Annotated in this window: 24 protein-coding genes; all 24 read left to right on the top strand. The window is 59.1% G+C overall.

What is annotated here, in order from left to right:
- Nucleotides 1–724: 724 nt before the first annotated feature.
- The 24 genes from rfbF to fliE all read left to right on the top strand — a co-directional run bounded on the left by rfbF (nucleotide 725) and on the right by fliE (nucleotide 26123).
- On the top strand, nucleotides 725–1498 hold the full coding sequence (gene rfbF, locus ACYZTL_RS08110; protein ID WP_461951343.1) for a glucose-1-phosphate cytidylyltransferase: 774 nt from the start codon (nucleotides 725–727) through the stop codon (nucleotides 1496–1498).
- Entirely contained in the window at nucleotides 1480–2562 is a 1083-nt protein-coding gene (gene rfbG, locus ACYZTL_RS08105; protein WP_461951342.1) for a CDP-glucose 4,6-dehydratase, read from the top strand. Before rfbF ends, rfbG begins: the two co-directional genes overlap by 19 nt.
- Nucleotides 2559–3119 (top strand): dTDP-4-dehydrorhamnose 3,5-epimerase family protein, encoded by a 561-nt coding sequence (locus tag ACYZTL_RS08100; protein WP_461951341.1) that lies wholly within the window; start codon nucleotides 2559–2561, stop codon nucleotides 3117–3119. Before rfbG ends, ACYZTL_RS08100 begins: the two co-directional genes overlap by 4 nt.
- On the top strand, nucleotides 3116–4342 hold the full coding sequence (locus ACYZTL_RS08095; RefSeq protein ID WP_461951340.1) for a methyltransferase domain-containing protein: 1227 nt from the start codon (nucleotides 3116–3118) through the stop codon (nucleotides 4340–4342). The genes ACYZTL_RS08100 and ACYZTL_RS08095 overlap by 4 nt, the downstream gene beginning before the upstream one ends.
- Complete coding sequence (locus ACYZTL_RS08090) at nucleotides 4339–5460, top strand: DegT/DnrJ/EryC1/StrS family aminotransferase (protein WP_461951339.1); 1122 nt, start codon at nucleotides 4339–4341, stop codon at nucleotides 5458–5460. Before ACYZTL_RS08095 ends, ACYZTL_RS08090 begins: the two co-directional genes overlap by 4 nt.
- Nucleotides 5457–6122, top strand: coding sequence for an acetyltransferase (locus ACYZTL_RS08085; protein WP_461951338.1), 666 nt, complete (start codon nucleotides 5457–5459; stop codon nucleotides 6120–6122). Before ACYZTL_RS08090 ends, ACYZTL_RS08085 begins: the two co-directional genes overlap by 4 nt.
- Before the next feature lie 30 nt (nucleotides 6123–6152).
- Nucleotides 6153–6881 (top strand): cephalosporin hydroxylase family protein, encoded by a 729-nt coding sequence (locus ACYZTL_RS08080; RefSeq protein ID WP_461951337.1) that lies wholly within the window; start codon nucleotides 6153–6155, stop codon nucleotides 6879–6881.
- A 54-nt stretch (nucleotides 6882–6935) separates the two neighbouring features.
- Nucleotides 6936–9869: a TIGR00180 family glycosyltransferase gene (locus ACYZTL_RS08075; protein ID WP_461951336.1), complete on the top strand. Its 2934-nt coding sequence runs from the start codon at nucleotides 6936–6938 to the stop codon at nucleotides 9867–9869.
- Nucleotides 9870–9973: 104 nt separating this feature from the next.
- Nucleotides 9974–11143 carry a UDP-4-amino-4,6-dideoxy-N-acetyl-beta-L-altrosamine transaminase gene (gene pseC, locus ACYZTL_RS08070; RefSeq protein WP_461951335.1) on the top strand — a complete coding sequence of 390 codons (1170 nt, stop codon included), beginning with the start codon at nucleotides 9974–9976 and terminating at the stop codon, nucleotides 11141–11143.
- Nucleotides 11144–11198: 55 nt separating this feature from the next.
- The gene (pseF, locus tag ACYZTL_RS08065; RefSeq protein WP_461951334.1) at nucleotides 11199–11894 is read left to right on the top strand and encodes a pseudaminic acid cytidylyltransferase; all 696 of its coding nucleotides are present in this window, start codon (nucleotides 11199–11201) and stop codon (nucleotides 11892–11894) included.
- A complete protein-coding gene (gene pseG, locus ACYZTL_RS08060) occupies nucleotides 11891–13396 on the top strand; it encodes a UDP-2,4-diacetamido-2,4,6-trideoxy-beta-L-altropyranose hydrolase (protein WP_461951333.1) in 1506 nt (501 codons plus the stop codon). The genes pseF and pseG overlap by 4 nt, the downstream gene beginning before the upstream one ends.
- Nucleotides 13389–14441, top strand: coding sequence for a pseudaminic acid synthase (pseI, locus tag ACYZTL_RS08055; RefSeq protein WP_461951332.1), 1053 nt, complete (start codon nucleotides 13389–13391; stop codon nucleotides 14439–14441). The genes pseG and pseI overlap by 8 nt, the downstream gene beginning before the upstream one ends.
- Nucleotides 14442–14669: 228 nt before the next feature.
- The gene (locus tag ACYZTL_RS08050; RefSeq protein ID WP_461951331.1) at nucleotides 14670–15596 is read left to right on the top strand and encodes a ketoacyl-ACP synthase III; all 927 of its coding nucleotides are present in this window, start codon (nucleotides 14670–14672) and stop codon (nucleotides 15594–15596) included.
- Nucleotides 15597–15680: 84 nt separating this feature from the next.
- Nucleotides 15681–16973, top strand: a complete 1293-nt coding sequence (locus ACYZTL_RS08045; RefSeq protein ID WP_461951330.1) for a motility associated factor glycosyltransferase family protein — start codon at nucleotides 15681–15683, stop codon at nucleotides 16971–16973.
- The gene (locus tag ACYZTL_RS08040) at nucleotides 16970–17236 is read left to right on the top strand and encodes a hypothetical protein (protein ID WP_461951329.1); all 267 of its coding nucleotides are present in this window, start codon (nucleotides 16970–16972) and stop codon (nucleotides 17234–17236) included. The genes ACYZTL_RS08045 and ACYZTL_RS08040 overlap by 4 nt, the downstream gene beginning before the upstream one ends.
- Nucleotides 17237–17488: 252 nt before the next feature.
- On the top strand, nucleotides 17489–18334 hold the full coding sequence (locus ACYZTL_RS08035; RefSeq protein WP_461951328.1) for a flagellin domain-containing protein: 846 nt from the start codon (nucleotides 17489–17491) through the stop codon (nucleotides 18332–18334).
- Nucleotides 18335–18406: 72 nt separating this feature from the next.
- Nucleotides 18407–18772, top strand: a complete 366-nt coding sequence (locus tag ACYZTL_RS08030) for a flagellar protein FlaG (RefSeq protein WP_461951327.1) — start codon at nucleotides 18407–18409, stop codon at nucleotides 18770–18772.
- Between the two features lie 82 nt (nucleotides 18773–18854).
- Nucleotides 18855–20297 (top strand): flagellar filament capping protein FliD, encoded by a 1443-nt coding sequence (fliD, locus tag ACYZTL_RS08025; RefSeq protein ID WP_461951326.1) that lies wholly within the window; start codon nucleotides 18855–18857, stop codon nucleotides 20295–20297.
- A gap of 126 nt (nucleotides 20298–20423) precedes the next feature.
- Nucleotides 20424–20819: a flagellar export chaperone FliS gene (fliS, locus tag ACYZTL_RS08020; RefSeq protein WP_461951325.1), complete on the top strand. Its 396-nt coding sequence runs from the start codon at nucleotides 20424–20426 to the stop codon at nucleotides 20817–20819.
- A 10-nt stretch (nucleotides 20820–20829) separates the two neighbouring features.
- Nucleotides 20830–21126 carry a hypothetical protein gene (locus ACYZTL_RS08015; RefSeq protein WP_017337176.1) on the top strand — a complete coding sequence of 99 codons (297 nt, stop codon included), beginning with the start codon at nucleotides 20830–20832 and terminating at the stop codon, nucleotides 21124–21126.
- Between the two features lie 172 nt (nucleotides 21127–21298).
- Nucleotides 21299–22774: a sigma-54 dependent transcriptional regulator gene (locus ACYZTL_RS08010; RefSeq protein WP_461951324.1), complete on the top strand. Its 1476-nt coding sequence runs from the start codon at nucleotides 21299–21301 to the stop codon at nucleotides 22772–22774.
- 128 nt (nucleotides 22775–22902) lie between these two features.
- Nucleotides 22903–24108, top strand: coding sequence for a sensor histidine kinase (locus tag ACYZTL_RS08005; RefSeq protein WP_461954285.1), 1206 nt, complete (start codon nucleotides 22903–22905; stop codon nucleotides 24106–24108).
- 5 nt (nucleotides 24109–24113) lie between these two features.
- Nucleotides 24114–25499, top strand: a complete 1386-nt coding sequence (locus ACYZTL_RS08000) for a sigma-54-dependent transcriptional regulator (protein ID WP_461951323.1) — start codon at nucleotides 24114–24116, stop codon at nucleotides 25497–25499.
- A gap of 294 nt (nucleotides 25500–25793) precedes the next feature.
- The gene (fliE, locus tag ACYZTL_RS07995; RefSeq protein WP_461951322.1) at nucleotides 25794–26123 is read left to right on the top strand and encodes a flagellar hook-basal body complex protein FliE; all 330 of its coding nucleotides are present in this window, start codon (nucleotides 25794–25796) and stop codon (nucleotides 26121–26123) included.
- Nucleotides 26124–26132: the final 9 nt, after the last annotated feature.

Genomic DNA, 26132 nt, shown 5'->3' with positions numbered 1-26132 from the left:
TTTTCCAAACGCCGAAAAGGAACCAAATGTGGGAGCGGGCTTGCTCCGGGCGGCGTTCCGACGAATGCGGTTTGGCATCCGCCATTGATGTCGACTGACACGGCCCCTTCGCGAGCAAGCCCGCTCCCACAGTGGATCGGCGTACGGCTTTGGCTTTTCACCACTCATCAGGTCGAGCGTTAGCTCGCCTGCAGCTTTTGATCTTGCGGTGCACGCCCCCTCGAGAGGCCGAGTGGAGGTCCTGCGCAGTGGGCAACCCGGCATGGATGCCGGGTTAGCCGCCCCCGGCCATGGATGGCCGATGGCGGCGGGCCCACGGAGCAGGACCGGAGCGAGGGCATGCCGAGCCACAGCGAGGCACCGAACGAAAGGGGCAAAAGCCCTTGGTTACTTGGGGCTCTTCCAAGTGACTCGCTGTAAAAGCGAAACCGTCAGCGGCCGTTACCGCAGAAACGGATATGTACCCCAACCCCAACCCCAACCCTCGAACCGCCAGCCAGGTAAACAGCATCAGGCCTGCACTGCCTGGCTTTTACGTTTCATACCCAGCCCACCCTGGAGAAAGAGCTGGCGCGTTTCCTGCAAGTCCCCCCGATATCGCCATAAAACGAGCACTTCCGGTGAATCCAGAAGCGCCCTGACCGGCATTGAAGGTTTTATCCAGACGGCCCGCAAAAGCTTGATACAGCTTGGCTGAGCCCTTTGACGAACAAGAGGGGAGACGATGAAGGCAGTTATTTTGGCGGGTGGTCTGGGCACGCGCATCAGTGAGGAGTCGCACCTCAAACCCAAGCCAATGATTGAAATCGGCGGCAAGCCAATTCTCTGGCACATCATGAAACAGTACTCCGCTCACGGGATCCATGATTTCGTGATTTGCCTGGGCTACAAGGGCTACGCGATCAAGGACTTCTTCGCCAACTATTTCCTGCATACCTCCGACGTCACGTTCGACATGTGCAATAACCGCATGGACGTTCACCAGAACTACAGCGAGCCATGGCGCGTGACCCTGATCGACACGGGCGAAGACACCATGACAGGTGGGCGCTTGCGTCGTGCCAGCCGCTACCTGGAAAACGAAGACGCGTTCTGCTTCACCTATGGCGACGGAGTGTCCGATCTGAACATCGGTGCACTGGTGGATTTCCATTTGTCCCACGGCAAACTCGCCACAGTCACGGCGGTCCAGCCGCCCGGTCGTTACGGAGCCTTGGAGCGCGACGGTGACCTTGTCCGCGGTTTTACCGAAAAGCCGCGCGGTGATGGTGGCTGGATCAACGGCGGCTTCTTTGTGTTGTCACCCAAGGTGCTTCCGCTGATTACTGCCGACGAGACGGTCTGGGAATCCGAACCTTTGACCGGCCTGGCCAGCAGTGGTCAATTGGCCGCGTTCCAGCACGACGGTTTCTGGCACCCAATGGACACTCTGCGTGACAAAAACCACCTTGAGCAACTGTGGTTGAGCGGGGAGGCCCCATGGAAGCAATGGGACTGAGTCCGGAGTTCTGGCGGGGCAAACGGGTTCTGTTGACGGGGCACACCGGTTTTAAAGGCAGTTGGCTGGCCTTGTGGCTGCAAAGCCTGGGTGCCGAGGTCAGCGGGTTTTCCCTTGATCCGTCGACCGAGCCGAGCCTGTTCAAACTGGCGCGTGTTCACGAAGGCATCAACGATCAGCGCGGTGACCTGCGTGACCTGGGCGCCTTGCTCGAATTGATCGCCGACACCCAGCCGGAAATCGTCCTTCACCTGGCGGCGCAACCGCTGGTGCGCGAGGGTTATCGCGATCCGTTGGGGACTTACTCCAGTAACGTCATGGGCACCCTGAATCTGCTCGAAGCAATCCGTCAGGTCGGCGGCGTGCGCGCTTGTGTACTGGTGACCACCGACAAGGTCTACGCCAATCAGGAATGGCTGTGGCCGTATCGTGAAAACGAAGCCCTTGGCGGTCACGATCCTTACAGCAGCAGCAAGGCCTGTTGCGAGTTGCTCGCGCAGTCCTACGCCGCGTCGTTCTTCCCGGCTGAACGTTATGCCGAACACGGCCTGGCACTGGCCACGGCACGGGCCGGCAATGTGCTGGGCGGTGGCGACTTCGCTCCGGAACGCCTGATTCCCGATGTGCTCAAGGCCTGGTCGGCGGATGAGCCGGTGACCCTGCGCTACCCGCAAGCGGTCCGCCCCTGGCAGCACGCGCTGGAACCGCTGGCCGGTTACCTGCAACTGGCCGCCGGTCTCTATGAACGAGGCCCCGAGTTCGCCGGTGCCTGGAACTTCGGCCCGAGCGAAGCGGACATGTGCAGCGTCGGCGAAGTGGTCGAACTGCTCGCCAACCGTTGGCCACAATCGCGCGGATTGCGCATCGAGCCGAGTGAACTGCATGAGGCAGGCCTTTTGCGCCTGGACAGCAGCCGCGCCCGTCAACTGTTGGCCTGGCAACCGCGCTGGTCGTTGCAACAGTGCCTGACCCAGACCCTCGATTGGCATCTGGCCTGGCAAAACGGCGACGACATGCGTGCATTCACGTTGAGCCAGTTGAACTTGTACCGAGGCGCGCTGTGAGCGAATTTTTGTTGAAAGCGCTGCCGCTGGCGGGTTTGTTCAGCGTGCAGCACAAACGCTTCGAGGACGATCGCGGGCACTTCGCCCGGTTGTTCTGCGAAGGCAGCCTGAGCGCTTTCGGCCAGGCGTTTCATATTCGCCAGATCAACCATTCCTGCACCCGCGCATGCGGCAGTGTGCGTGGCTTGCATTACCAGAATGCCAACGCGCCGGAGGCCAAGCTGATCACCTGCCTGCGCGGTGAAGTCTGGGATGTGGCGGTGGACCTGCGCCCCGACTCCAAGACGTTCCTGCACTGGCACGCCGAACACCTGCGCGCCGGCGACGGTCGCAGCCTGCTCATTCCAGCCGGATTTGCCCACGGCTTCCAGACCCTGACCGACGACGCCGAATTGCTTTACCTGCACAGCGCCGACTACGCGCCGGAGCACGAAGGCGGCTTGTCGATAAACGATCCACGGCTGGCGATTGCCTGGCCGTTGCCTGTCAATAATCTGTCGGCCAGGGACGCCAGCCATCCCTTGCTCGATGAACGCTTTGCTGGAGTGCGTCTATGAACTGCCGTGGTTGCGGTACTCCATTGGCCTTGCCGCTGATCGACCTCGGCACGTCGCCGCCGTCGAATGCCTACGTCCGTGCCGACCAGCTGGAGCAAGTCGAACAATGGGTGCCGCTGAAAGTTGCGGTATGTCAGCAGTGCTGGCTGGTGCAGACCGAGGATTACACCAGCGCCGACAGTCTGTTCGACGCCGAGTATGCTTATTTCAGTTCGTTCTCCAGTACCTGGCTGGCGCATGCCGATCGCTACGTCGCCGAGATGGTCGAGCGCTTCGGCCTGACCGCCGACAGCCGTGTGGTGGAAATCGCTGCCAATGACGGTTACCTGTTGCAGTACGTCGCCGGTCGCGGCATCCCTTGCCTGGGCGTTGAGCCGACCCGCAGCACCGCGCAAGCGGCGCGGGAAAAAGGCCTGGAGATTCGCGAGTTGTTCTTCGGCCGTGAAACCGCCGCGCAATTGGTCAGCGAAGGCTGGTCTGCCGACCTGATGGCTGCCAACAACGTGTTGGCCCACGTGCCGGACATCAATGATTTCCTCGGCGGCTTCGCAACCCTGCTCAAGCCGACCGGCGTGGCGACCTTCGAGTTTCCGCAACTGCTGACATTGATGGCCGGCCAGCAGTTCGACACGCTGTATCACGAGCATTATTCCTACCTGTCGCTGACTGCCGTGCAGACGCTGTGCGAACGCAATGGCCTGGAAGTGTTCGACGTCAGTCAGCTGTCGACCCACGGCGGTTCGCTGCGGGTCTTCGTTCAACGCGCTGATGGCGTTCGTCGCGACGTGCGACCTGCGGTGGCTCAGCAACTGCACGCCGAACTCGTCGCCGGGGTGAAAACGCCCGAGTATTACGCGACCCTCGCGCCGGCCGCCGAGAGCATCAAGCACCAACTGCTGCGCTTCCTGTTGCAGGCCAAAGCCGATGGCAAGCGTGTGGTCGGTTACGGCGCCGCCGCCAAGGGCAACACGTTGCTCAACTATGCCGGGGTCAAGCCTGATCTTTTGGCCTGGGTCGCCGACGCCAATCCGCATAAACAGGGCAAGTTCTTGCCTGGCAGCCGGATCCCGGTGGTTTCGCCCGAGCGTATCGCCCTCGAACGACCCGACTACATCCTGGTTCTGCCCTGGAACCTGTTGCCTGAAATCACCCAGCAATTCGCCTCGGTCAAAGCTTGGGGCGCACAGTTTGTCGTTGCCGTTCCGGAGTTGAGTATTCAATGAGCAGAATTCATTACACCAAACCGAGCGTCGGCGATCTGGAAGCCCGGTATGCCCTGGATGCCGTGCAGAACGGTTGGGGCGCGCGTTGCTACGAATACCTGACGCGTTTCGAGCACGGGTTTGCCGAACACCTCGGGGCGACCTATGCCATCGCGACCTCCAGCTGCACCGGCGCGCTGCACATGGGCATGGCGGCGCTGGGGATCGGCGCGGGTGACGAAGTGATCCTGGGCAACACCAACTGGATCGCTTCGGCGGCACCGATTACCTATCTGGGTGCTACCCCGGTGTTTGTCGATGTTCTGGCGGACAGCTGGTGCCTGGATCCGGAGCTCGTCAGGCAAGCAATTACCCCGAAGACCAAAGCCATTCTCGCGGTTCATCTTTACGGCAATCTGTGCGACATGGATGCATTGCTGGAGATCGGTCGCGAGCACGGTATTGCGGTTATCGAAGATGCCGCCGAAGCCATCGGCTCGCAGTGGCGCGGCAAGGCGGCCGGCTCGATGGGAGCGTTCGGTGCGTTTTCATTTCATGGCACCAAGACCATGACCACCGGGGAGGGCGGCATATTCGTTACCTCGGACAAGACCCTGTACGAGCGCGTCCTGACCTTGTCCAACCATGGTCGTGTCGCGGGCAGCACCAAACAATTCTGGCCCGAGTTCATGGGCTTCAAATACAAGATGAGCAACCTGCAAGCCGCCGTCGGCTGCGCCCAGGTCGAGCGTATCGAGGAGCTGATCGAACGCAAGCGGACGATTTTCGCCAATTACGCCCGTGCGCTGGCATCCCTGCCGGGTATTGCGCTGAACCCCGAGCCTGCACACGCCCGTAACGGTTACTGGATGCCGACCGTGGTGTTCGATGCCGAGACCGGGATTCATCGCGACGAAATGATCGCCGCCTTCCAGGCCGCCGATATTGACGCCAGGGTGTTCTTCTGGCCACTGTCGTCGTTGCCCATGTTCAGCGAGCACGATGTCGATACACCGGTAGCGTTTGCCTTGCCGGAACGCGCGTTCAACCTGCCGAGTTATCACGACATGACCGACGCCGATCAGGCACGAGTGGTGGATGTGGTGCGTGCGCTGCTCGCAAAAAGGCAATCGCTGTGAGGATGTATTTGCTGGGCGCTGCCAACCCGGAAGCGGTGCGCATGCTGCACGCAGTGAAACGCAGCACGCCGGACGTCGAGTTCGCGTTTCTGGACAATGACCCAAACAAACACGGGATACCGTTTTTTGGTGTGCCCGTCATTGGCGGTTCCGCGCTGGTCGGCGAGCTCAAGGGGCCGGATGCGCGTTTCGTCAACCTGATCACCGGCAGCACCCGACTGCGCTACGAGACCACCCGCGAGCTGATCGAGGCCGGTGCCACCCTGGGCCAGTTCATCCACCCCGGCATCGACCTGACCATGATCCGCATGGGGCAGGGCAGTTACCTGCAGGAAGGCGTGATCATGCAAGCCGAAGTGACACTGGGTGACAACACCAGCATCAGCGCCGGCAGTGTGGTGGGGCATGAAGGGCAGATCGGTCACTCGGTGTTCATGGCGCCAGGCGTGTGCATCGCCGGTTGCGTGGAAATCGGCGACGGCACGTTTATCGGCACCAACGCCACCATTCTTCCGCGCTTGCGCATCGGTCGCTGGGTCACCATCGGTGCCGGTGCTGTCGTGACCAAGGATATTCCGGATTTTTCAGTCGTGGCGGGCAACCCCGCCAGGATCATCAAGACCAACGCGGTGCCTTACTCCGACGGTAGGGTCTTCAAGTAACCCGTTTCCCCATTTTTCTGGAGCGTTTCAATGAATCCCCATGAGCAGTTTCGCGAAGAAGTAAAAGGCAACATCGAAGGCCTGCAGCAGGACAAGGCGTTGCAAGCCGAGTCGCTGGGCTGGGTCGGCACCACGGCCAAACACAAGTACACCTACAACTTCAGCTGGATGGGCCGGCCGATCATTCAGTTTCCTCAGGACATGGTCGCCATGCAGGAAATCATCTGGAACCTGCGTCCGGATGTGATCGTTGAAACCGGTATCGCCCACGGTGGCTCGCTGGTGTTTTACGCATCGATCCTGGAACTGATGGGCCATGGTGAAGTGCTGGGTGTCGACATCGACATTCGCCAGCACAACCGTGAAGCGATCGAAGCTCACCCGATGAGCAAACGCATCCAGATGATTCAGGGTTCGAGCATCGACACCGCCATCGTCGATCAGGTGCGCGAGCGCATTCAGGGCAAGAAAGTGCTGGTGGTACTGGACTCCAACCACACCCACGAACACGTCCTCGAAGAGCTGCGTCTGTATGCACCAATGGTCTCTGTGGGCAGCTATTGCGTGGTCATGGACACCGTGGTCGAAGACATGCCGGAAGATGCGTTCCCGGATCGTCCATGGGGCAAGGGTGACAACCCGAAAACCGCAGTCTGGGCGTACCTGGAAGAAAACCGCGATTTCGAGATCGACCAGACGATTCACAGCAAGCTGCTGATCACAGTCGCGCCAGATGGGTACCTGCGCCGAGTGCGTTAAGCGACAACTTTATTCAAGCGTTCATCAAGCAATCGGTCTGTGGTGGGGAAGGATATGCAAGGCATTTACGGTTCTGAAAACACGCTGCCCTTGAGTGAACTGTTCACTCTGGTGCTGATTACACACAATCGCCCGGCGTTCCTGCGCAGGGCATTGCAGTTCTACAGCACGTTGCCTTGCAAGATTCTGGTCCTCGATTCATCGGCCGTCGCTCTGGAGGGCGCGGCTGCGGTCGCGGACACCATCGACTACCGGCATTTGCCGCAGTTTGGCTACTGGGGCATTCAGGCCAAACTGGTGTACGGCGTCGAGCAGGTCACCACGCCGTATATGGTCTTTGCTTCCGACGATGATTTTCTGTTGCACGGTGCGCTCACCGAGTCGGTGAACTTCCTGGAAGCCAACCCCGACTACGGTCTGTGCCATGGCTATTGCCTGATGTACCTGACCCACTCCAACTACGTGCAGTACTACCGGCGTGACAAGAAAGTGCACGAGGACTACAACGCCGAACACGGTCAGGATCGTTTACTCGATTACATGAGCCAGTACATTCCGCCGTTCTATGCGGTGCACCGTACTTCGTTGTTGCGTGACTGGTATGAAGCGATGCCTGAAGGCACGATCTTCCAGTGGCAGGAAATCGGTCATGTCTACTACATGCTGGCGCGGGCCAAGGCGCGGATTCTGCCAATGCCCTACGTGGTGCGTGAGGTCAACTATGGCCGCTCGGATCACAACACTGAAATCATGACGACCCTGACCTTCAAGGATGCTCGTTCTGTTGCCGAGCGCGAGCGCTTTGCCGGGTTTCTGGCATCGCTGCCGACCGGCATCAGTGACCTGAATGAACAGCAGACCGCGCAACTTGCCCTGCAAAGTTTCGCCGCCCTGGCCGAGAGCCTGACGACCCGTAACGCGCTGACCATCGAACCGATTTTCGAGTCTTACTGGACGGATCCGACGGCGGAGCCGAAGCGGGTATTCGGCGCTCAGCAATACGTCGAAATGCCGTTCTACAACAGTGCCTTCTTCGAGCAACTGGCGCAGTGCGAGTTTCTGCTTCATGCGATGCCGGCCGGGCGCTTGCAGCTCGAAGAAATGGAAGGCGCATTGCTCAAGCAGGAAGCCTTGCAGCGCACCTACTCCAATGACAGTTCGGCGACGATTCAGAACCGTCTGCTTCAAGCTGTTCAGCTGGGGGCCTTCAACCGTCGGGTGGTGCAAAAGCTGGCGCAGCAGCTGCTGGATATGGATGAGGCCGCCGATGCCCAGGTGCTGACCGACTGGGTTCAGCGTCTGGACAGCGTGCCCGTTTTTGACAGTCGGCAGTTGCTCGACACGATGCCGTCGGGGCATGTGCGGAACTGGTTGCAGGCCCGTCAACCGAACGACACCGCGGTGAGGAAAATCAATCAGCACCTGGCCGCCAACGACGGTGGTCCTCAGTTCGGCATTCTGCTGCTGGATCTGGACGCTGACATGGACAAGCTCCAGGTCACCCTGGATAGCCTTATGGAGAGTGCGTTCCGGGCATTCAAAGTGGTGGTCTTCACCACGGGTGACTTGCCGGCGGTCACCACCGCGCAAAACACGCTGCATTTCGTCAAGGTCACGGCGGCCAATTACGTCGACAAGCTGAACCAGATCGCTCGTCAGTCGACCTCGGACTGGTTGCTGCTGGCCGAGGCGGGCGACGAGTTCACCGCTGCCGGGTTCCTGCGTGCCAGTCTCGAGTTGCAGAACGCCGAGGGTTGCCGTGCGGTGGCGATGGACGAGATTCATCGTCAGGCCAATGGCACATTGGTCGACGTCTTCCGGCCAGCCTTCAACCTTGACCTGTTGCAGAGCATGCCGGCGCTGGTCGCGCGGCACTGGCTGATCCGCCGCGAAGCGTTGGTGGAGGTCGGTGGTTTTGCCCGCGAGTTCACGTCTGCGCTCGAATTCGACCTGTTGCTGCGTTTGATCGAAACCGGCGGCCTTGGCGGCCTTGCTCATCTGGCAGAGCCGTTGCTGATCACCGCAGCACCGGGTTTGGCGCCCAACGAACACGAACGTCAGACGTTGGTTCGTCATCTGGCGACTCGCGGTTATCAAGCGCAGGTCAACGCCGAAGCGTCGGGTGGTTACCGTATCGACTACCGCCATGCCGATCGCCCGAAAGTGTCGATCGTCGTCCACAGCGAAGACAACCTGGAGCATTTGCAACGCTGCCTGGTCAGTGTCTTGCAACGCACCCGTTATCAAAACAATGAAATCGTCATTGCCGATAACCATAGCCAGTCCGCCGAGCTGCTCGACTGGCTCGACAGCCTGGAGCAAAACGGTCGTGGCCGGATTCGTCTGGTCAAGGCCGCGCAGCGACTGAGCACTTCGGCACTGCTCAACCTGGCAGCCGAGCAGACTCAAGGTGAATACCTGGTGCTGCTGGCGGCGGACGCCGAAGTGGTCAACGCGAACTGGATCGAGGCGTTACTCAATCAGGCCCAGCGTCCAGAAGTCGGGGTGGTCGGTGCAAAACTGGTGGATCGCGAGGGTAATGTGAGCGGTGCAGGACTGATTCTCGGGTTCGATGGCGGGATCGCTTCGCCATTCACCGGCGAGAAAAAGGATGCACCGGGCTACATGCGCCGACTGGCCGTCGAACAGAATTACACGGCCGTTTCCGGTGCGTGCCTGATGATTCGCAAGGAAGTCTTCGTTGCCCTCGGCGGACTGGATCGCGAGCATTTCGATGAGGTTTACGCCGATGTCGATCTCTGCCTGAAAGTCGCCGACGCCGGTTTGCTGACGGTGTGGACGCCGCAGGTTCAGATTGCCCACCCGGGCACTTTGCCGAACGAACCGCAGATTCTGGCGGCGTTGCGCGATAAGTGGCAGGCGCGCTTTGTCCGCGACGAGGCTTACAACCAGAACCTGGCCCTGACCGGCAAAGGTTTTACTCTGGGCGACGCCGGCAGTGTGAACTGGGCGCAATTGCTCGCATGAGCTGTCTGATCAAATAAAAGGACTCACGCCATGTGCAAGGGCAAATTGATGTTCAAAAGTGTGCGTATTTGCCAGCTCGTCGGGCGTCGCGTTGAGTCACGGTCATGATGCCCTACCGGATTCCTTACGGGCGGCAGAACATTGATCAGGCGGATATCGACGCCGTGATGGAAGTGCTCAAGTCACCCTGGCTGACACAGGGACCGACCATCGAACGCTTCGAAAAGGCCCTGGCCAACCACTGTCAGGCGGAGCACGCAGTCGCCGTGTGCAACGCCACGGCGGCGTTGCACATCGCCTGTCTGGTCGCGGATCTTGGCCCGGGAGATTACCTCTGGACCAGTCCGAACACGTTCGTCGCGTCGGCCAACTGCGCTCGCTACTGCGGCGCCGACGTCGATTTCGTCGACATTGATCCGCACACCCTGAACCTTGATGCGAGGTTGCTTGCAGAGAAACTCGAGGTTGCCGAGGCCGCCGGAAAATTGCCCAAAGTGGTGATTGCAGTCGCTTTCGCCGGGCAGAGTTGCGACATGCGTGCCATTGCGCAGTTATCCGAGCGCTATGGCTTCACGCTGATCGAGGATGCCTCCCATGCGGTGGGGGCCTCGTACCTGGGTCGGCCGGTAGGCTGTGGCCAATACGCCGCCATGACCATTTTCAGCTTTCATCCGGTCAAGATCATTACCAGCGCCGAGGGTGGCATGGTGCTGACCAATAATGCCGAGTATGCCAAACGCCTGCGACGGTTACGCAGCCACGGCATCACGGGTGATCCGGCGCAGATGAAGGTGCCGGAGACGGGATTGTGGTACTACCAGCAACTGGAGCTGGGGTTCAATTACCGGATGACCGATTTGCACGCCGCCCTGGGGTTGTCGCAGCTGACGCGTCTTGACGCGTTTGTCGCCAGGCGTCGTCAATTGGCCGCGCGTTATGAAACACTGTTGGCCGGCCTGGCGGTGACATTGCCGGTCACACAGCCGGGTGCAGAGTCGGCCTGGCATCTGTATGTCGTTCGCTTGCAGCTGTCGCAAAACACGCTCAGTCAGGCGCAGGTGTTCAAGGCGCTGAGGGCGGCGGGGCTGGGAGTGAATCTGCATTACATTCCGGTGCATTTGCAGCCGTACTACCGCGAGCAAGGTTTCAAGGACGGCGATTTTCCACAGGCCGAGCGTTATTTTTCCGAAGCCATCAGCCTGCCGTTGTATCCCGATCTGACGGATGAAGAGCAAGAGGAAGTGGTGGAACATTTGAGGCGAATCCTGGGTTGAACAGCATGATTCACCGCGCGGGCATCTGTGCCAGTCTCATGCCGGAGCATCGGCCGTGAGCTGCGTCGCTATCATTCCTGCCCGTGGCGGCAGCAAACGGATCCCTCGCAAGAACCTCAAACCGTTCGACGGCGTGCCGATGATCGCTCGTTCGATCCGTACGGCGCTGGCATCGAACCTGTTCGATCAGGTGATTGTCAGCACTGACGACGAGGAAATTGCCGAGGTCGCGCGGACTCACGGCGCTGACGTTCCGTTCATGCGTCCCGCTGCGCTTGCCGATGATTTCACCGGGACTGCCGCGGTCATCGTTCACGCCTTGAATCAACTGCCGGCGTTCGACTTTGCCTGCTGTATCTACGCGACCGCGCCGCTGTTGCAGGCACGGTTTCTGCGTCAGGGACATGAATTGCTGGTGCAGCAACCAGACAAGTCATTCGCTTTTTCCGTGGCCGGTTTCGGTTTCCCGGTACAACGTGCCCTGGTGCTTGATGAGACGGGCGCATTGACTTCGCTTTACCCGGAATTTCGCACTACCCGCTCCCAGGATCTGCCCGAAGCTTTTCAGGATGCCGGCCAGTTTTACTGGGGCCGCAGCGAAGCCTGGTTGCGAGGGGATGTGTTGTTTTCTTCGGCGAGTCTGCCGGTGATTCTGCCGCGACATCTGGTGCAGGACATCGACACCCCCGAAGACTGGAAGCGTGCCGAATACCTTTTCGCCGCGCTCAAGGCCGGTGGTGAGTTGCAATGAGAGTGCTGATTCGCTCCGACGCATCGCCAACCATCGGCAGCGGTCATATCGCTCGCTTGTTGCCGTTGGCCAGAACCTTGCGCAAGCAGGGTTCGCACGTTGCGTTTGCGTGCCGCCAACTGCCGGGGCATCGGCTGGACATGCTGGCGGCCGAAGGTTTCGAAACCTTCGCGCTGCCGGATCGTTATCCCGATGAAGACCCGCAGCAGGCCATTGAATCCATGCTGCCGTGGCAGGCGGACATTGACGCTTTGGCGCAAGCGCTGGAAAACCATTGCGCGTTTGACTGGATCATCGTCGACCACTATGGCCTCGATCATCATTGGCAGACCGCAGCCCGGCGCTGGGCGCCGCGGATTGCGGCGGTGGATGACCTTGCCACTCGCACCTACGCCGTCGACCTGCTGCTCAATCAGAATCTGTCCGGAACGCCAGAGGCTTACACCTCGTTGCTGACATCGAATTGCCAGGCCTTGCTCGGCCCGCGTTTTGCGATGCTGCGTGAAGAATTCAGCGGCCCGATGATCGAGATCAAACCCCAGGCGAAGCGGGTGCTGGTGAACTTCGGCGGCTTCGATGCGGCGATGCAGACTCACCACGCGATGCTGGCGCTGGCGGACTTTCATGAGCTTGAAGTCGATTTCGTTGCCGGTGCCGATAACCCGGCCTGGGAGAAAATGCAGGTTCTTGCGGCGGATCATCCAAATTGGCGCCTGCACAGTTTTGTCAGCGACTTCTACCGATTGATGACCGAGGCCGACCTGTTTGTCGGCGCCGGCGGTGGAACCAGTTGGGAGCGGGCGGCCCTGGGGCTGCCGACGATCTGCATTGCGGTCTCGAACAATCAGCAAGCCAACGGCGAGGTCATGGCGACTGCCGGGGCTCATGTGTATCTGGGCGCCCGTGAGCAGGTCAGCGTCGAACAGTTGCGTCAGGCCATCGGTTTTGTCGCGGGCAATCAGGGGATCCGCCAAAGTCTGGCCGAGCATTCCCGACGGTTGGTTGATGGCCGGGGCGCACAGCGGGTGGCGGCAGCCTTGGCCGGTGCGGTGTTGCAGATTCGTCCCGCGACCGCAGACGATGCGCAGCTGCTGTTTGACGGACGCAATGCCGAACCGGTACGGCGCTGGTCGCTGGAGACCGGGTTGATTGAATGGCCGTCGCATCAAAACTGGCTGGCCGCCAGTTTGAATAATGCGCAGCGCTTGCTGTTGATCGCCGAGGCCGATGACGGTCCGGTGGGTGTGCTGCGTTATGAATTGCGCGGCGGTGCGGCCGAAGTTTCGATTTATCTGTTTGAAGATCGCATTGGCCTGGGTTGGGGCAGGGCGCTGTTGGCCCGCGGCGAGACTTTCGTCACGGCCTGTTGGCCGCAACTGACCGCCATCACCGCCCAGGTGTTGCCGGCCAACCAGCCGTCGCTGAAAGTTTTTCGCGAAGCCGGTTTCAATCAGAGTGCTTGCGTGTTCACGCGCGTATTGAAGGATCACCACCATGACTAGTTTCAAGATCGGCCATCGCTCTATCGGGGCCGACTCGCCACCGTTCATCATCGCCGAGATGAGTGGCAACCATAACCAGTCCCTGGAGGTGGCGCTGCAGATCGTCGACGCTGCGGCCAAGGCTGGTGCGCATGCCTTGAAGCTGCAAACCTACACCGCCGAGACCATGACCCTGGACCTGTCCGAAGGCGAGTTCTTCATCAAGGACCCGAGCAGCCTCTGGGCCGGTTCTTCGCTGTACGCGTTGTACGAAAAAGCCCACACCCCTTGGGAGTGGCACGCACCGATTTTTGCTCGCGCCAAGGCGCTGGGCATGCTCGCGTTTTCCACACCGTTTGATGACACCGCAGTGGACTTCCTCGAAAGTCTCGACGTGCCGGCTTACAAGATCGCCAGTTTCGAAAACACCGACCTGCCGTTGATTCGTCGGGTCGCTGCGACTGGCAAGCCATTGATCATTTCTACCGGCATGGCCAGCATTGCCGAACTCGACGAAACCGTGCGTGCCGCCCGCGAGGCCGGCTGCAAGGATCTGGTGTTGCTTAAATGCACCAGCACTTACCCGGCAACGCCAGCCAACAGCAACGTGCGTACGATTCCTCATTTACGCGAGTTGTTTGGCTGTGAAGTCGGGCTGTCCGACCACTCCATGGGCGTCGGTGTGTCCGTGGCCGCGGTGGCGCTTGGGGCGACAGTGGTAGAAAAGCACTTCACGCTTGACCGCAGCGCGGGTGGGGTGGATGCGAGTTTTTCCCTCGAGCCGGCTGAGCTCGCCAGCCTGGTGATTGAAACCGAACGCGCCTGGCAGGCCATGGGGCAGGTGCATTACGGTGTGACGGATGCTGAGCGCAAGTCGATGGTTTTCCGCCGTTCACTCTACGTGACTCAGGACATGGCTGCCGGCGAGCCCTTCACCAACGCCAATCTGCGAGCCATTCGTCCGGGGCATGGGCTGGCCCCAAAACACGCGGAAACCCTTCTGGGCCGTCGCGCCCGTCAGTCCATCAAGCGCGGAACGCCGCTGGACTGGTCGTTGGTCGAATAACCGCTTGTAAGGCTGATTCGGCAAAATAGCGTGACCCGCGAGTCATAACGCGCATCTTCACTGTATTGTATTAATAGGGAAGGTGGCGCCTGGGCTGTTTTTGGTCCAGTGATAGCCTTTTATTCTTCCGGCTGTCGCCTCTATGGGGCGACGTTTTTCTCTGTTTGTCGGCGCCCCTCGAATCATTACGAGCGGTGGAATTGGGCTGTTTATTATTGGGAAGCCGTAATGATTGGCATAAAAAGCATTGCGAGCTACGTTCCTGTAGCCGGCGTGGACAATTACGCACAGGGTGCAAAATTCGAAAAGGATGAAGAGTTCATCCTGGGCAAGATCGGTTCGGCCTTCCTGCCGCGCAAAGACCCTGGGCAGGAAACTTCGGACCTGTGTGTCGAAGCAGCCAATGCGCTGTTCGCCAATAACCCTGATTTGAAACGTGAAGCCATCGACGTGCTGATCGTCGTCACCCAGAACGGCGATGAAGAAGGCCTGCCACACACCGCTGCCATCGTTCAGGACAAACTGGGCCTGCCGACCACCGTAGCCGCGTTCGATATTTCCCTGGGTTGCTCCGGCTACGTCTATGGCATTTACGCGATCAAGGGCTTCATGGAAGCCGCGGGCCTGAAGAATGGCCTGCTGATCACCGCCGATCCGTATTCGAAGATCGTTGATCCGGAAGACCGCAACACCACCATGCTGTTCGGCGATGCCGCCACTGCGACCTGGATGGGTGAAAACGCGCCTTGGCAGTTGGGCAAGGCCAAGTTCGGCACCGACGGTTCCGGCGCGCCACACCTGAAGGTCACCGATGGCGTGTTTTTCATGAACGGCCGTCAGGTGTTCAACTTCGCGTTGCTCAAGGTTCCGGCACATTTGCATGAACTGCTGATCGACTCGCAGCTGACGGCTGACGATATCGATGCCTTTTGCATCCATCAGGGCAGTGCAGCGATTGTCGATGCCGTGGCACGACGTTTCGAGGGCCATCCCGAGAAGTTCATCAAGGACATGGTCGAGACCGGCAACACCGTGTCGTCGAGCATTCCGTTGCTGCTGGAAAAACACGTGCTGGGCTCCAGCTGGAAGCGCGTTGCGTTGAGCGGTTTCGGCGTCGGACTGTCATGGGGATCGGCGATTATCTATCGCCCCTGAACCTCTAAAAGTCAGGCACAAAAAAAGCGTTCAAGGTGTAACCTTGAGCGCTATTTTTTTGCCCGAATGAAAAAGCGAGGCTCCATGAGCGAGTTCTTTGAGCGCAACGGCGAGTTGATTCAGCAGCGCTGGCCCAAGGTCTGGCATCGACTGTCAGTTGAAGACAGTGCAGCCTTGCAAGCTGATCTGGTGGAAGGCCTTGGCTCGACGTTGAGCATCAATGGCATTCAATTGACCAGTCGCCATGACCGCACCCGCGAAGCCGCGCTTCAGGCCGATAGCCTGCCCATCGACAGTCCGGTGGTGCATGTCTATGGCACCGGGCTGGGTGATTTGCAGGCGCAATTGCTGGAGCGTGCCGGGCTTGAACGGTTGTACGTGCATATTCTGAACGGTGCGGTGTTTGCCCTGGTGCTGCAACTGCTCGATCAACAGCAGTGGCTCGGCGATTCGCGCGTGGAGCTTTTGTACGCCGGCGATCTGGCGGAAATCCAGTTGCCGTATTTCGCGCTGCCTTCGGAACTGGTACTGGCGGACGACTTCAACGCCAAGATCCGCGACCGGCTGATCAGTGAGACTCACCTGACCTTCAATAATCGTAACTTCGATCCGGACAATCCCGAGATTGCCGAGCGATTGCAGGCATCTGTCGAGCGCGTTCGTGCCGATGCCGATGCTGCCGAGTTGTTTGCCACCTGTTCCGGCAGGCAGGTGTTTGTCATCGCCACCGGGCCGAGCCTGGAACAGCACTTCGACACCCTGCGTTCAGTACGCGAGCGCGCGCAGCGGCCCTTGTTCATTTGTGTGGATACCGCCTACCGGCCGCTGATCGAGCAGGGCATCAAGCCGGATGTGGTGGTCACGATCGATCAGCGTATCTCGACGCGACATTTGCCGCCCGATGGCACCCGCGATATCACGCTGGTCTACATGCCTATGGTCGAGCCAGCGGTTTTGGGGGCCTGGGAGGGCAAGCGTTACGTGGCTTATTCTGCCAGTCCGATCTATAGAGAATTGCGCGAGAGACTACCCAAGGCCCAGCTTTATGTCGGTGGCAGTGTGATCCATCCGGCTGTGGATCTCGCGGTAAAAATGGGCGCCAGCCAGATCACTCTGTTCGGCGCTGACTTCGCTTTTCCGAACAACAAGACCCACGCAGGCTGGAATGACGGTGATCTTGGACCGCAATTGGGCGCAGCCAGGCATTGGGTGCTCGACGGCCACGGTCAGCGGGTCAAGACACAGCTCAATTTCCGCAGCTACTTGTGCGAGCTGGAACGGTACATCGCCGGGCATCCTCAAGTGGGTTTCTATAACAGCAGTCGGGCAGGGGCGATGATCGTCGGCACGACGTTTCACCCGGAGTTCACGCGATGACTCAACGCTTGCTGGCTGCCCAGGCGCAGCAGTGTTCCGGTTTGTTCCGTCTGGGGCGAGACGTCGAAGCGGCGCTGCTGATGGTTCAGGTGTGCAGCGATGTTCAACTCGTGATGGGGCGTGCGAGTGTCGAGGTTCAATCCCGCTGGACGGCGTTGCTCACCGACATGCTGGCCCGTCAGGAGGCGCAGGACTGGTTGGCGCTGGCGGATCATCTTGACTATGAGCTGTCGGAACTGCTGAAGGCGGCAACCGCCGTTTAATGCTTTTGATATGTGCCGGTACAGGCGAGTCCTCGCTGTCCCGTTACCGGCATTTCCCTGGCGTCACTTTTTTGCATTGAGCTTCCGCCAAGCCCTTGTTTCATGAAGGATGGCAGTGTGATGGCAAATATTTTTCAAAATCCCCTAAAGCAACCTGCATTGGCGACGATAACTATTACGAAGGTTCTCTAGGCCATACCCGGCGGTTGCCAGGGCCGGAAGCCGCAGTACCCAACCAACGAGGAATTCGTCATGGCTTTGACAGTAAACACCAACACTACTTCGCTGAACGTTCAGAAGAACCTGAACAAGGCTTCTGATGCTCTTTCGACTTCGATGACTCGCCTGTCTTCCGGCCTGAAAATCAACAGCGCCAAAGACGACGCCGCTGGCCTGCAAATCGCTAACCGTATGACCTCGCAGATCCGTGGTCAGACCATGGCTATCAAAAACGCCAACGACGGTGTTTCGATCGCTCAGACCGCTGAAGGCGCTCTGCAAGAGTCGACCAACATTCTGCAGCGTATGCGTGAAATCTCCCTGCAATCGCGAAACGACTCCAACGGTACTGCTGACCGTACCGCTCTGGACAAAGAATACCAACAGTCGATCGCTGAACTGACCCGTATTGCTCAGTCCACCAACCTGAACGGCAAGGCGCTGATCGACGGTTCTGCTGGCGCGATGGAATTCCAGGTAGGTGCGGGTACTACTTCCGACAACCAGATCACCCTGACCCTGTCGACGAGCTTCGACGCCAGCGCCCTGCTCCTGACCGGTACTACCATCTCCGGTACTTCAAACGGCGCCAACCACTCGGCAGTACTGTCGGCTATTTCGGCCATCGACCTTGCACTGAACAAAATCAACGCCACTCGCGCTGACCTCGGTGCTGCTCAAAACCGTTTCTCCACCACCATCTCCAACCTGCAGAACATCAACGAAAACGCCGAAGCTGCACGTAGCCGCGTACAAGATACCGACTTCGCTGCTGAAACTGCACAGCTGACCAAGCAACAAACTCTGCAACAAGCTTCCATGTCGGTTCTGGCTCAGGCCAACCAACTGCCATCCGCTGTACTGAAACTGCTTCAGTAATAGCCGGGTGAGTGTTGGCGGGGGAGTGCGCACGCGCGCTCTCTCGCTTTTTTAGTTTAAGAGGTGATGGACATGGATATGAGCGTGAAGCTGAACTTGTCTTATCCAGCTGCGAAGCCGGCGACGACTGTTGCTGACAAGCCGGTGGAGAAGCCTCAAGCCGATGCTGCCAAAGTGGCAACGGTCAAGGATGAGCCAAAAAACGCGCAAACCGAACAGGACAAACTGAAGATGGCCGTTCAGGAAATCGAAAAGTTCGTTCAGTCGATCAAGCGCAATCTGGAGTTCTCGATCGATGAGCCTTCAGGCAAAGTAATTGTCAAAGTGATTGCCAGTGACTCGGGTGAAGTGGTTCGCCAGATCCCCAACGAAGAAGTCCTCAAGCTGGCCAATAGTTTGAATGATGCAAGCAGCCTGTTGTTCAGCGCTAAAGTCTGACAGCTGGCACAAATTTTGTTGCTATGTTCTTTTGGGCGTTGTAGTGGTCAAAAGACCGGCGACACACTGAAGGGAGTTCCACATGGCAAGTCCAATTCTACCGGGTTCGGGTTTAGGCTCCGGCATTGACACCGGTGCTATCGTCAAAGCCTTGGTTGATGCTGACAAGGCGGCCAAGCAGGGTCAGATCAACCGGCAGACGACTACCAATACCTCGCAGATTTCCGGTGTCGGGACCCTCAAGAGTGTGCTGGCGAATTTCCAGACCGCGATCAAAAACCTCGGCGATACGAAAAACCCGCAGTTCCTGGGTTACAACGCCACGAGTTCCGATCCCAAAGTGCTGACCTCTGTCGCCAGCAACACGGCGGTCAACGGCACTTATGTCATCAAGGTCAACACCCTTGCGACTTCATCGAAAGTGGCGACTGCTGCGTTTTCCGGTGGTCCTAGCAGTGCCATTCCGAGTGGTACGCTCAATATCACTCAAAATGGCATTTCCCGCCCTGTTGTCATTCCCACCGGCGCTACGCTGCAGTCGGTACGGGATGCGATCAATACCCAGCAAGGTGCCAATGGCTTCAGTGCCAACATTGTCACTGACTCCTTCGGTTCGCGTCTGGTCATGGGGTCTACCGTTACCGGTCTGGGTTCCGATATCGAGCTCAGTGGTATTGCCGGCCTGGAAATCACCCCCGGCCAGAAAATGGGCACTACGCCTACGGCGACCTCGGCCGGTGCCATCGGCGAACTCGCCGCGAACGCCAGCTTCACGGTTGACGGACTGGCGATCACCAGCAAATCCAACACCGTGGATAGTGCCATTTCCGGTCTGACACTGAATCTGGTGGCGGGCGGTGGGGCGACATCCACTGTGACGGTCGGACCGAACAGTGACGGTTTGAAAAAATCGATCCAGGCCTTTGTCGATGCTTACAACCAGGTTGTCACCAGCGTCAATACGCTGAGCAAGCCCTCCCTGGATAAAGATGGCAAACCAACCGTTGCTGCGGCATTGACCGGTGACTCGCTGGGTCGGGGTATCCTGGCGTCGATCCGTGAGCCGTTGACCAGTACCGGTGCAGGCGACAAGCTGACCGTACTTTCGCAGTTGGGTATTACCACCAACCAGAAAACCGGTGCGCTCGATTTTGACAGCACCAAGTTCTCTACGGCGATGGATACGCAGAAGCTGGGTGGTGAGGTTCAGAAGCTGTTCCTGGGTGATCCGACGGCGACTGGCACTGCGGCCCAAGGTCTGCTGGAACGAATGAATACGGCGATCACGCCTTATACCCTGACCGGCAGCGACGGCATCCTTGATGCGCGTTCTACCAACCTGGCAAAAGCCAAAGCCAACCTGGTCAGCCAGCAGGAAGCACTGGATCGTCGGATCGAGACTCTGACCGCCGTGCTGACCAAGAAGTACAACGACATGGATACCCTGGTCGGCAAGCTCAAGGCCACTGCCAGCAACATTACCTCGATGTTCGAGGCGATGAACGCACAGAAAAACGCCTCATAGCGCCCAAGCGCCAAAAGCCCGGCAGCGGATTCCGCCTGTCGGGCTTTTTTTGTTTCAATCTAAAGTTTTTTGACGCCGTGTCGATACACTGGCTATACGAATCACACAGTTTTGATGAGGTACAACATGAACCCGATGTTAGCCCTTCGGCAGTACCAGAAGATTGGCGCTCAGGCCCAGACTTCCGAAGCCAGCCCCCATCGCTTGGTGCAAATGCTCATGGAAGGCGGTCTGGATCGTATCGCTCAAGCCAAGGGTGCCATGGAGCGCAAGGATATCCCCGGCAAAGGCATTTTTATCGGCAAGGCCATCGGCATCATCGGTGGCCTGCGCGAAGGTCTGGATCTGGAAAACCAGGCCGAATCCGTGGGTGAACTGGACAACCTCTACACCTACATGATGAAGCGCCTGACAGAAGCCAACATCAAAACCGATCCAAAAATTCTCGACGAAGTCGCCGATCTGCTTCGCACCGTCAAGGACGGCTGGGACGCTATCGCCGCGCCGGGGCCGCAGTTTTAAGGAGATCACCATGAGTCTTGTATTGCAGCGAATCGAAGAAACCCGTGAAGGCCTGGTCGGTGCCCTGGCCGAGCGAAACTGGGAAGCCATTGGTGAACTGGACCTGGCTTGTCGTTCCTGCATGGAAGACGTCTTGAGTGAAGCTTCAGTGGACGAGGCCGCGTTGCGCGACAACCTTGAGGAGTTGCTGGGGGTGTATAAACAGCTTCTTGAGGCGGCGACGGGGGAGAGGCAAGCAATAGTTGATGAGATGTCGCAGATCCATCAAGCACAGAACGCTGCAAAGGTTTACCATCTGTTCGGTTGATTAACCCTCAGTTAATACAGACCGGGTGCGCCATAAATTTGACTGTGCACGGTTTTTTGACTTAACTAGTGGCTGGTTGCAGATTTCAGGCGTCTATGGGCATAACGTGCCTGCAGGCGTCTAGCTTGCCCATCATTTCGGGCATTGAGTTGACTAGGGAAGTTGCTATTGCATGTGGCGTGAAACCAAAATCCTGCTGATTGATGACGATAGCGTCCGCCGCCGCGATTTGGCGGTGATTTTAAATTTTCTTGGCGAAGAAAATTTACCCTGCGGTAGCCATGACTGGCAGCAGGCTGTCGGCTCTTTGTCATCAAGTCGTGAAGTGATCTGTGTCCTCATCGGGACGGTCAATGCTCCTGGCGCACTTCCGGGCTTGTCAAAGACACTCTCTACCTGGGATGAGTTCCTTCCGGTTTTGTTAATGGGCGATAATTCTTCCGTTGACCTGCCAGAAGACCAGCGTCGCCGAGTGCTTTCGACCCTCGAAATGCCGCCCAGCTACAGTAAGCTGCTCGATTCGCTGCACCGTGCCCAGGTCTATCGCGAGATGTATGACCAGGCTCGCGAGCGCGGTCGTCACCGTGAACCCAATCTTTTCCGCAGTCTTGTCGGCACCAGCCGGGCGATTCAACACGTCCGTCAGATGATGCAGCAAGTCGCCGACACCGACGCCAGCGTGCTGATCCTCGGCGAGTCCGGCACCGGCAAGGAAGTGGTTGCGCGTAACCTGCACTATCACTCCAAGCGTCGTGATGCGCCGTTCGTACCGGTCAACTGCGGGGCGATCCCGGCCGAGTTGCTGGAAAGCGAATTGTTCGGTCACGAGAAGGGGGCCTTCACCGGGGCAATCACCAGTCGCGCCGGGCGTTTTGAACTGGCCAACGGCGGCACGCTGTTCCTCGATGAAATCGGCGACATGCCACTGCCGATGCAGGTCAAGTTACTGCGCGTGTTGCAGGAGCGCACCTTCGAACGCGTGGGCAGCAACAAGACCCAGAGCGTCGATGTGCGCATCATCGCGGCGACGCATAAGAATCTCGAAAGCATGATCGAGATCGGCACTTTCCGCGAAGACTTGTACTACCGCCTGAACGTGTTCCCGATCGAGATGGCGCCGTTGCGTGAGCGCGTCGAAGACATTCCGTTGCTGATGAACGAACTGATCTCGCGCATGGAGCACGAGAAGCGTGGTTCGATCCGATTCAACTCCGCGGCGATCATGTCGTTGTGCCGGCACGGCTGGCCGGGCAACGTGCGCGAGCTGGCGAACCTGGTGGAGCGCATGGCGATCATGCACCCGTACGGGGTCATCGGCGTCGTGGAGCTGCCGAAGAAATTCCGCTACGTCGACGACGAAGACGAGCAACTGGTCGACAGCTTGCGCAGCGATCTGGAAGAGCGCGTGGCCATCAACGGCCATACGCCGGACTTCACCGCCAACGCCCTGCTGCCGCCGGAAGGCCTGGACCTGAAAGACTATCTTGGTGGTCTGGAACAAGGGCTGATCCAGCAGGCGCTGGATGATGCCAATGGCATCGTGGCGCGCGCCGCCGAGCGGCTGCGGATTCGTCGCACCACGCTGGTGGAGAAGATGCGCAAGTACGGCATGAGCCGTCGTGACGGTGATGAGCAGGCGGATGATTGACGCCTGTTTTTCAAGTCGTTCATTTATAGGCGGTTTTTTTTAGGCACGGGTATTGCTACATCCCTCGCAACGTTCCGTTTCACTGACGGTCAGCCACGCGAGAGAGCACGATGCCCCACGCCGCCCAGATGTCTCCTGTCCCTGACGCTTCGGGGCACCCGTCGTCCGTAGAGCAGGCAAGCCGGTTTGGTCTCGAGCAGGCGTACGCGCTGTTCAATCAGATGTCGAGCCAGTTGACCGACTCCTACAGCATGCTCGAAGCGCGGGTTACCGAGCTCAAGGGTGAGCTGGCGGTGGTCAGCGCTCAGCGCATGCAGGAGCTGGCGGAAAAAGAACGCCTGGCCAACCGGCTGCAAAACCTCCTCGATCTATTGCCTGGCGGCGTCATCGTCATCGATGCCCAGGGCATTGTACGCGAGGCCAATCCCGCGGCCTGCGAACTGCTCGGTCTACCCCTTGAAGGCGAGCTGTGGCGCCATGTCATTGCCCGTTGCTTTGCGCCGCGTGAAGACGACGGTCATGAAATCTCTCTCAAGGACGGTCGGCGCCTGTCGATCGCCACTCGCTCGCTGGATGCCGAGCCCGGCCAGTTGGTGCTGCTCAACGACCTGACCGAAACCCGCCACCTGCAAGATCAACTGGCCCGCCATGAACGCCTGTCGTCGCTCGGTCGCATGGTTGCGTCGCTGGCTCATCAAATCCGCACGCCCTTGTCCGCTGCATTGCTCTACGCCAGTCATTTGACCGAGCAAGCGTTGCCGGTCGCCACGCAGCAGCGCTTTGCCGGGCGCCTGAAAGAGCGTTTGCATGAGCTGGAACATCAAGTGCGCGACATGCTGGTGTTCGCCCGCGGCGAGCTGCCGCTGACTGATCGCGTCACGCCGAAGATGCTGATGCAGTCCCTGCAATCGGCTGCATTGACCCACGTGCAGGACCTGCCGATTCGCTGGCAGTGCGACAGCCATACGGGAGAATTGCTGTGCAATCGCGACACTCTGGTCGGAGCGATTTTGAACCTGATCGAGAACGCCATCCAGGCCAGTGCCGGCGACGTCCGTTTGAAAGTTCATCTCTACAGTCGTGACAACAACCTTCGGGTATCGGTCAGCGACAGCGGCAGCGGTATTGATACGAAAGTGCTGGCGCGTCTCGGTGAGCCTTTCTTCACCACAAAAACCACCGGAACCGGCCTCGGTCTGACCGTGGTCAAGGCAGTGGCGGGTGCTCATCAGGGAGAATTGCAGCTGCGCTCGCGGCTGGGGCGCGGCACTTGCGCGCAGGTGATTCTGCCGCTTTTTTCTGATGAGAAGCGTAGCGCTCTGGGAGCGGAGTGAAGGGCATGGCAATCAAGGTTTTACTGGTCGAGGATGACCGCGCGTTGCGCGAGGCACTGGCGGATACGCTGTTGCTCGCAGGGCACAACTACAAGGCTGTCGGTTCGGCGGAAGAGGCGCTCGAGGCTGTCGGTGCTGATTCGTTCAACCTGGTGCTCAGCGACGTCAACATGCCGGGCATGGACGGGCATCAACTGCTCGGTTTGTTGCGGGCTCGTCAGCCGCAATTGCCGGTCTTGCTGATGACGGCTCACGGCGCCGTGGAGCGCGCGGTCGATGCGATGCGTCAGGGGGCGGTGGATTATCTGGTCAAGCCATTCGAACCCAAGGCGTTGCTGGATCTGGTGGCGCGTCATGCGCTGGGCAGTCTCGGCGCTCCCGAGAGCGAAGGGCCTGTCGCGTTCGAGCCGGCCAGTGCGCAATTGCTGGAATTGGCCGCACGAGTGGCGCGCAGTGATTCCACAGTGTTGATCTCTGGCGAGTCCGGGACCGGTAAAGAGGTGCTGGCGCGCTACATCCATCAGCACTCGCATCGCGCCAGTCAGCCGTTCATTGCCATCAACTGCGCAGCGATTCCCGACAACATGCTTGAAGCGACGCTGTTCGGTCACGAAAAGGGTTCGTTTACCGGCGCCATCGCGGCGCAGGCCGGTAAGTTCGAGCAAGCCGACGGCGGCACCATCCTGCTCGATGAAATTTCTGAAATGCCCCTCGGTCTCCAGGCCAAATTGCTGCGCGTGTTGCAGGAGCGCGAAGTCGAGCGGGTAGGGGCACGCAAGCCCATCGCGCTGGACATCCGCGTTGTCGCGACGACCAACCGTGACTTGGCCGCAGAGGTGGCGGCGGGCCGTTTTCGTGAAGACCTCTTCTATCGCCTGTCGGTATTTCCACTGGCCTGGCGTCCGTTGCGCGAGCGCACCGCCGACATCCTGCCACTGGCCGAGCGCCTGCTGGCCAAACACGTCAATAAAATGAAGCATGCTGCGGCGGGACTGTCGCCAGAGGCACAGGCGTGCCTGATCGGTTATCCATGGCCGGGCAACGTGCGAGAGCTGGACAACGCGATTCAGCGTGCATTGATTCTGCAGCAGGGCGGATTGATCCAGCCTCAGGATTTCTGCCTCGCCGGGCCGGTTGCCTGTGCGCCGTTGCCGGCATTGGCGCCGGCGCCGGTGCGAGCGGTGGAGGTCGAATCCGAGTCGGCGGGTGCGCTGGGCGACGATCTGCGTCGCCGCGAATTCCAGATGATCATCGACACACTGCGCTCCGAGCGTGGGCGTCGTAAAGAAGCGGCCGAGCGCCTGGGTATCAGTCCGCGGACGCTGCGCTACAAGCTGGCGCAAATGCGCGATGCCGGAATGGACGTGGAAGCTTATTTGTTCGCCACCTGAAGGTTGACGGAAACAACACTGATCTAAATGTGGGAGCGGGGGGGCGACGATTCGACTTGCTCGCGAAAGCTGTAGACCAGCCAGCATCTCTGTTGAATGGAAAACCGTATTCGCGAGCAAGTCGAATCGTCGCACCGCCGCTCCCACATTGGTTTTGCGGTGATTCACGGTAGAGGTGAAACCCTGGAAGGGCTTTTGTTGAGAGTGGCCGCGGAGCTGGCACCCTTGTTGCTAACACCTCACTATCCGCCGAGTGAGTGTCAAAAAATTGCGGGTCGCCAAAGAGAGTAGTCCATGAGCCAAGGTATTGAATTCAATCGATTGATGCTGGATATGCGTTCCATGCAAATGGATGCCATGTCTGCGCCTAAATCGGCTGCCGCCGTCCCTGAACTGAGTGGCAGCAGCTTCTCCGACATGCTCGGTCAGGCCGTCAATAAAGTGAACGATACGCAGCAGGCGTCCAGCCAGTTGGCCAATGCCTTCGAGATCGGCAAGAGCGGCGTGGATCTGACCGACGTGATGATTTCCTCGCAGAAGGCCAGTGTGTCTTTCCAGGCGTTGACCCAAGTGCGCAACAAGCTGGTTCAGGCCTACCAAGACATCATGCAGATGCCGGTTTAAGGACGAGAT

The sequence above is a fragment of the Pseudomonas sp. LB3P81 genome (genome assembly GCF_054897965.1).
This window is presented reverse-complemented; position numbering and strand designations above follow the sequence as displayed.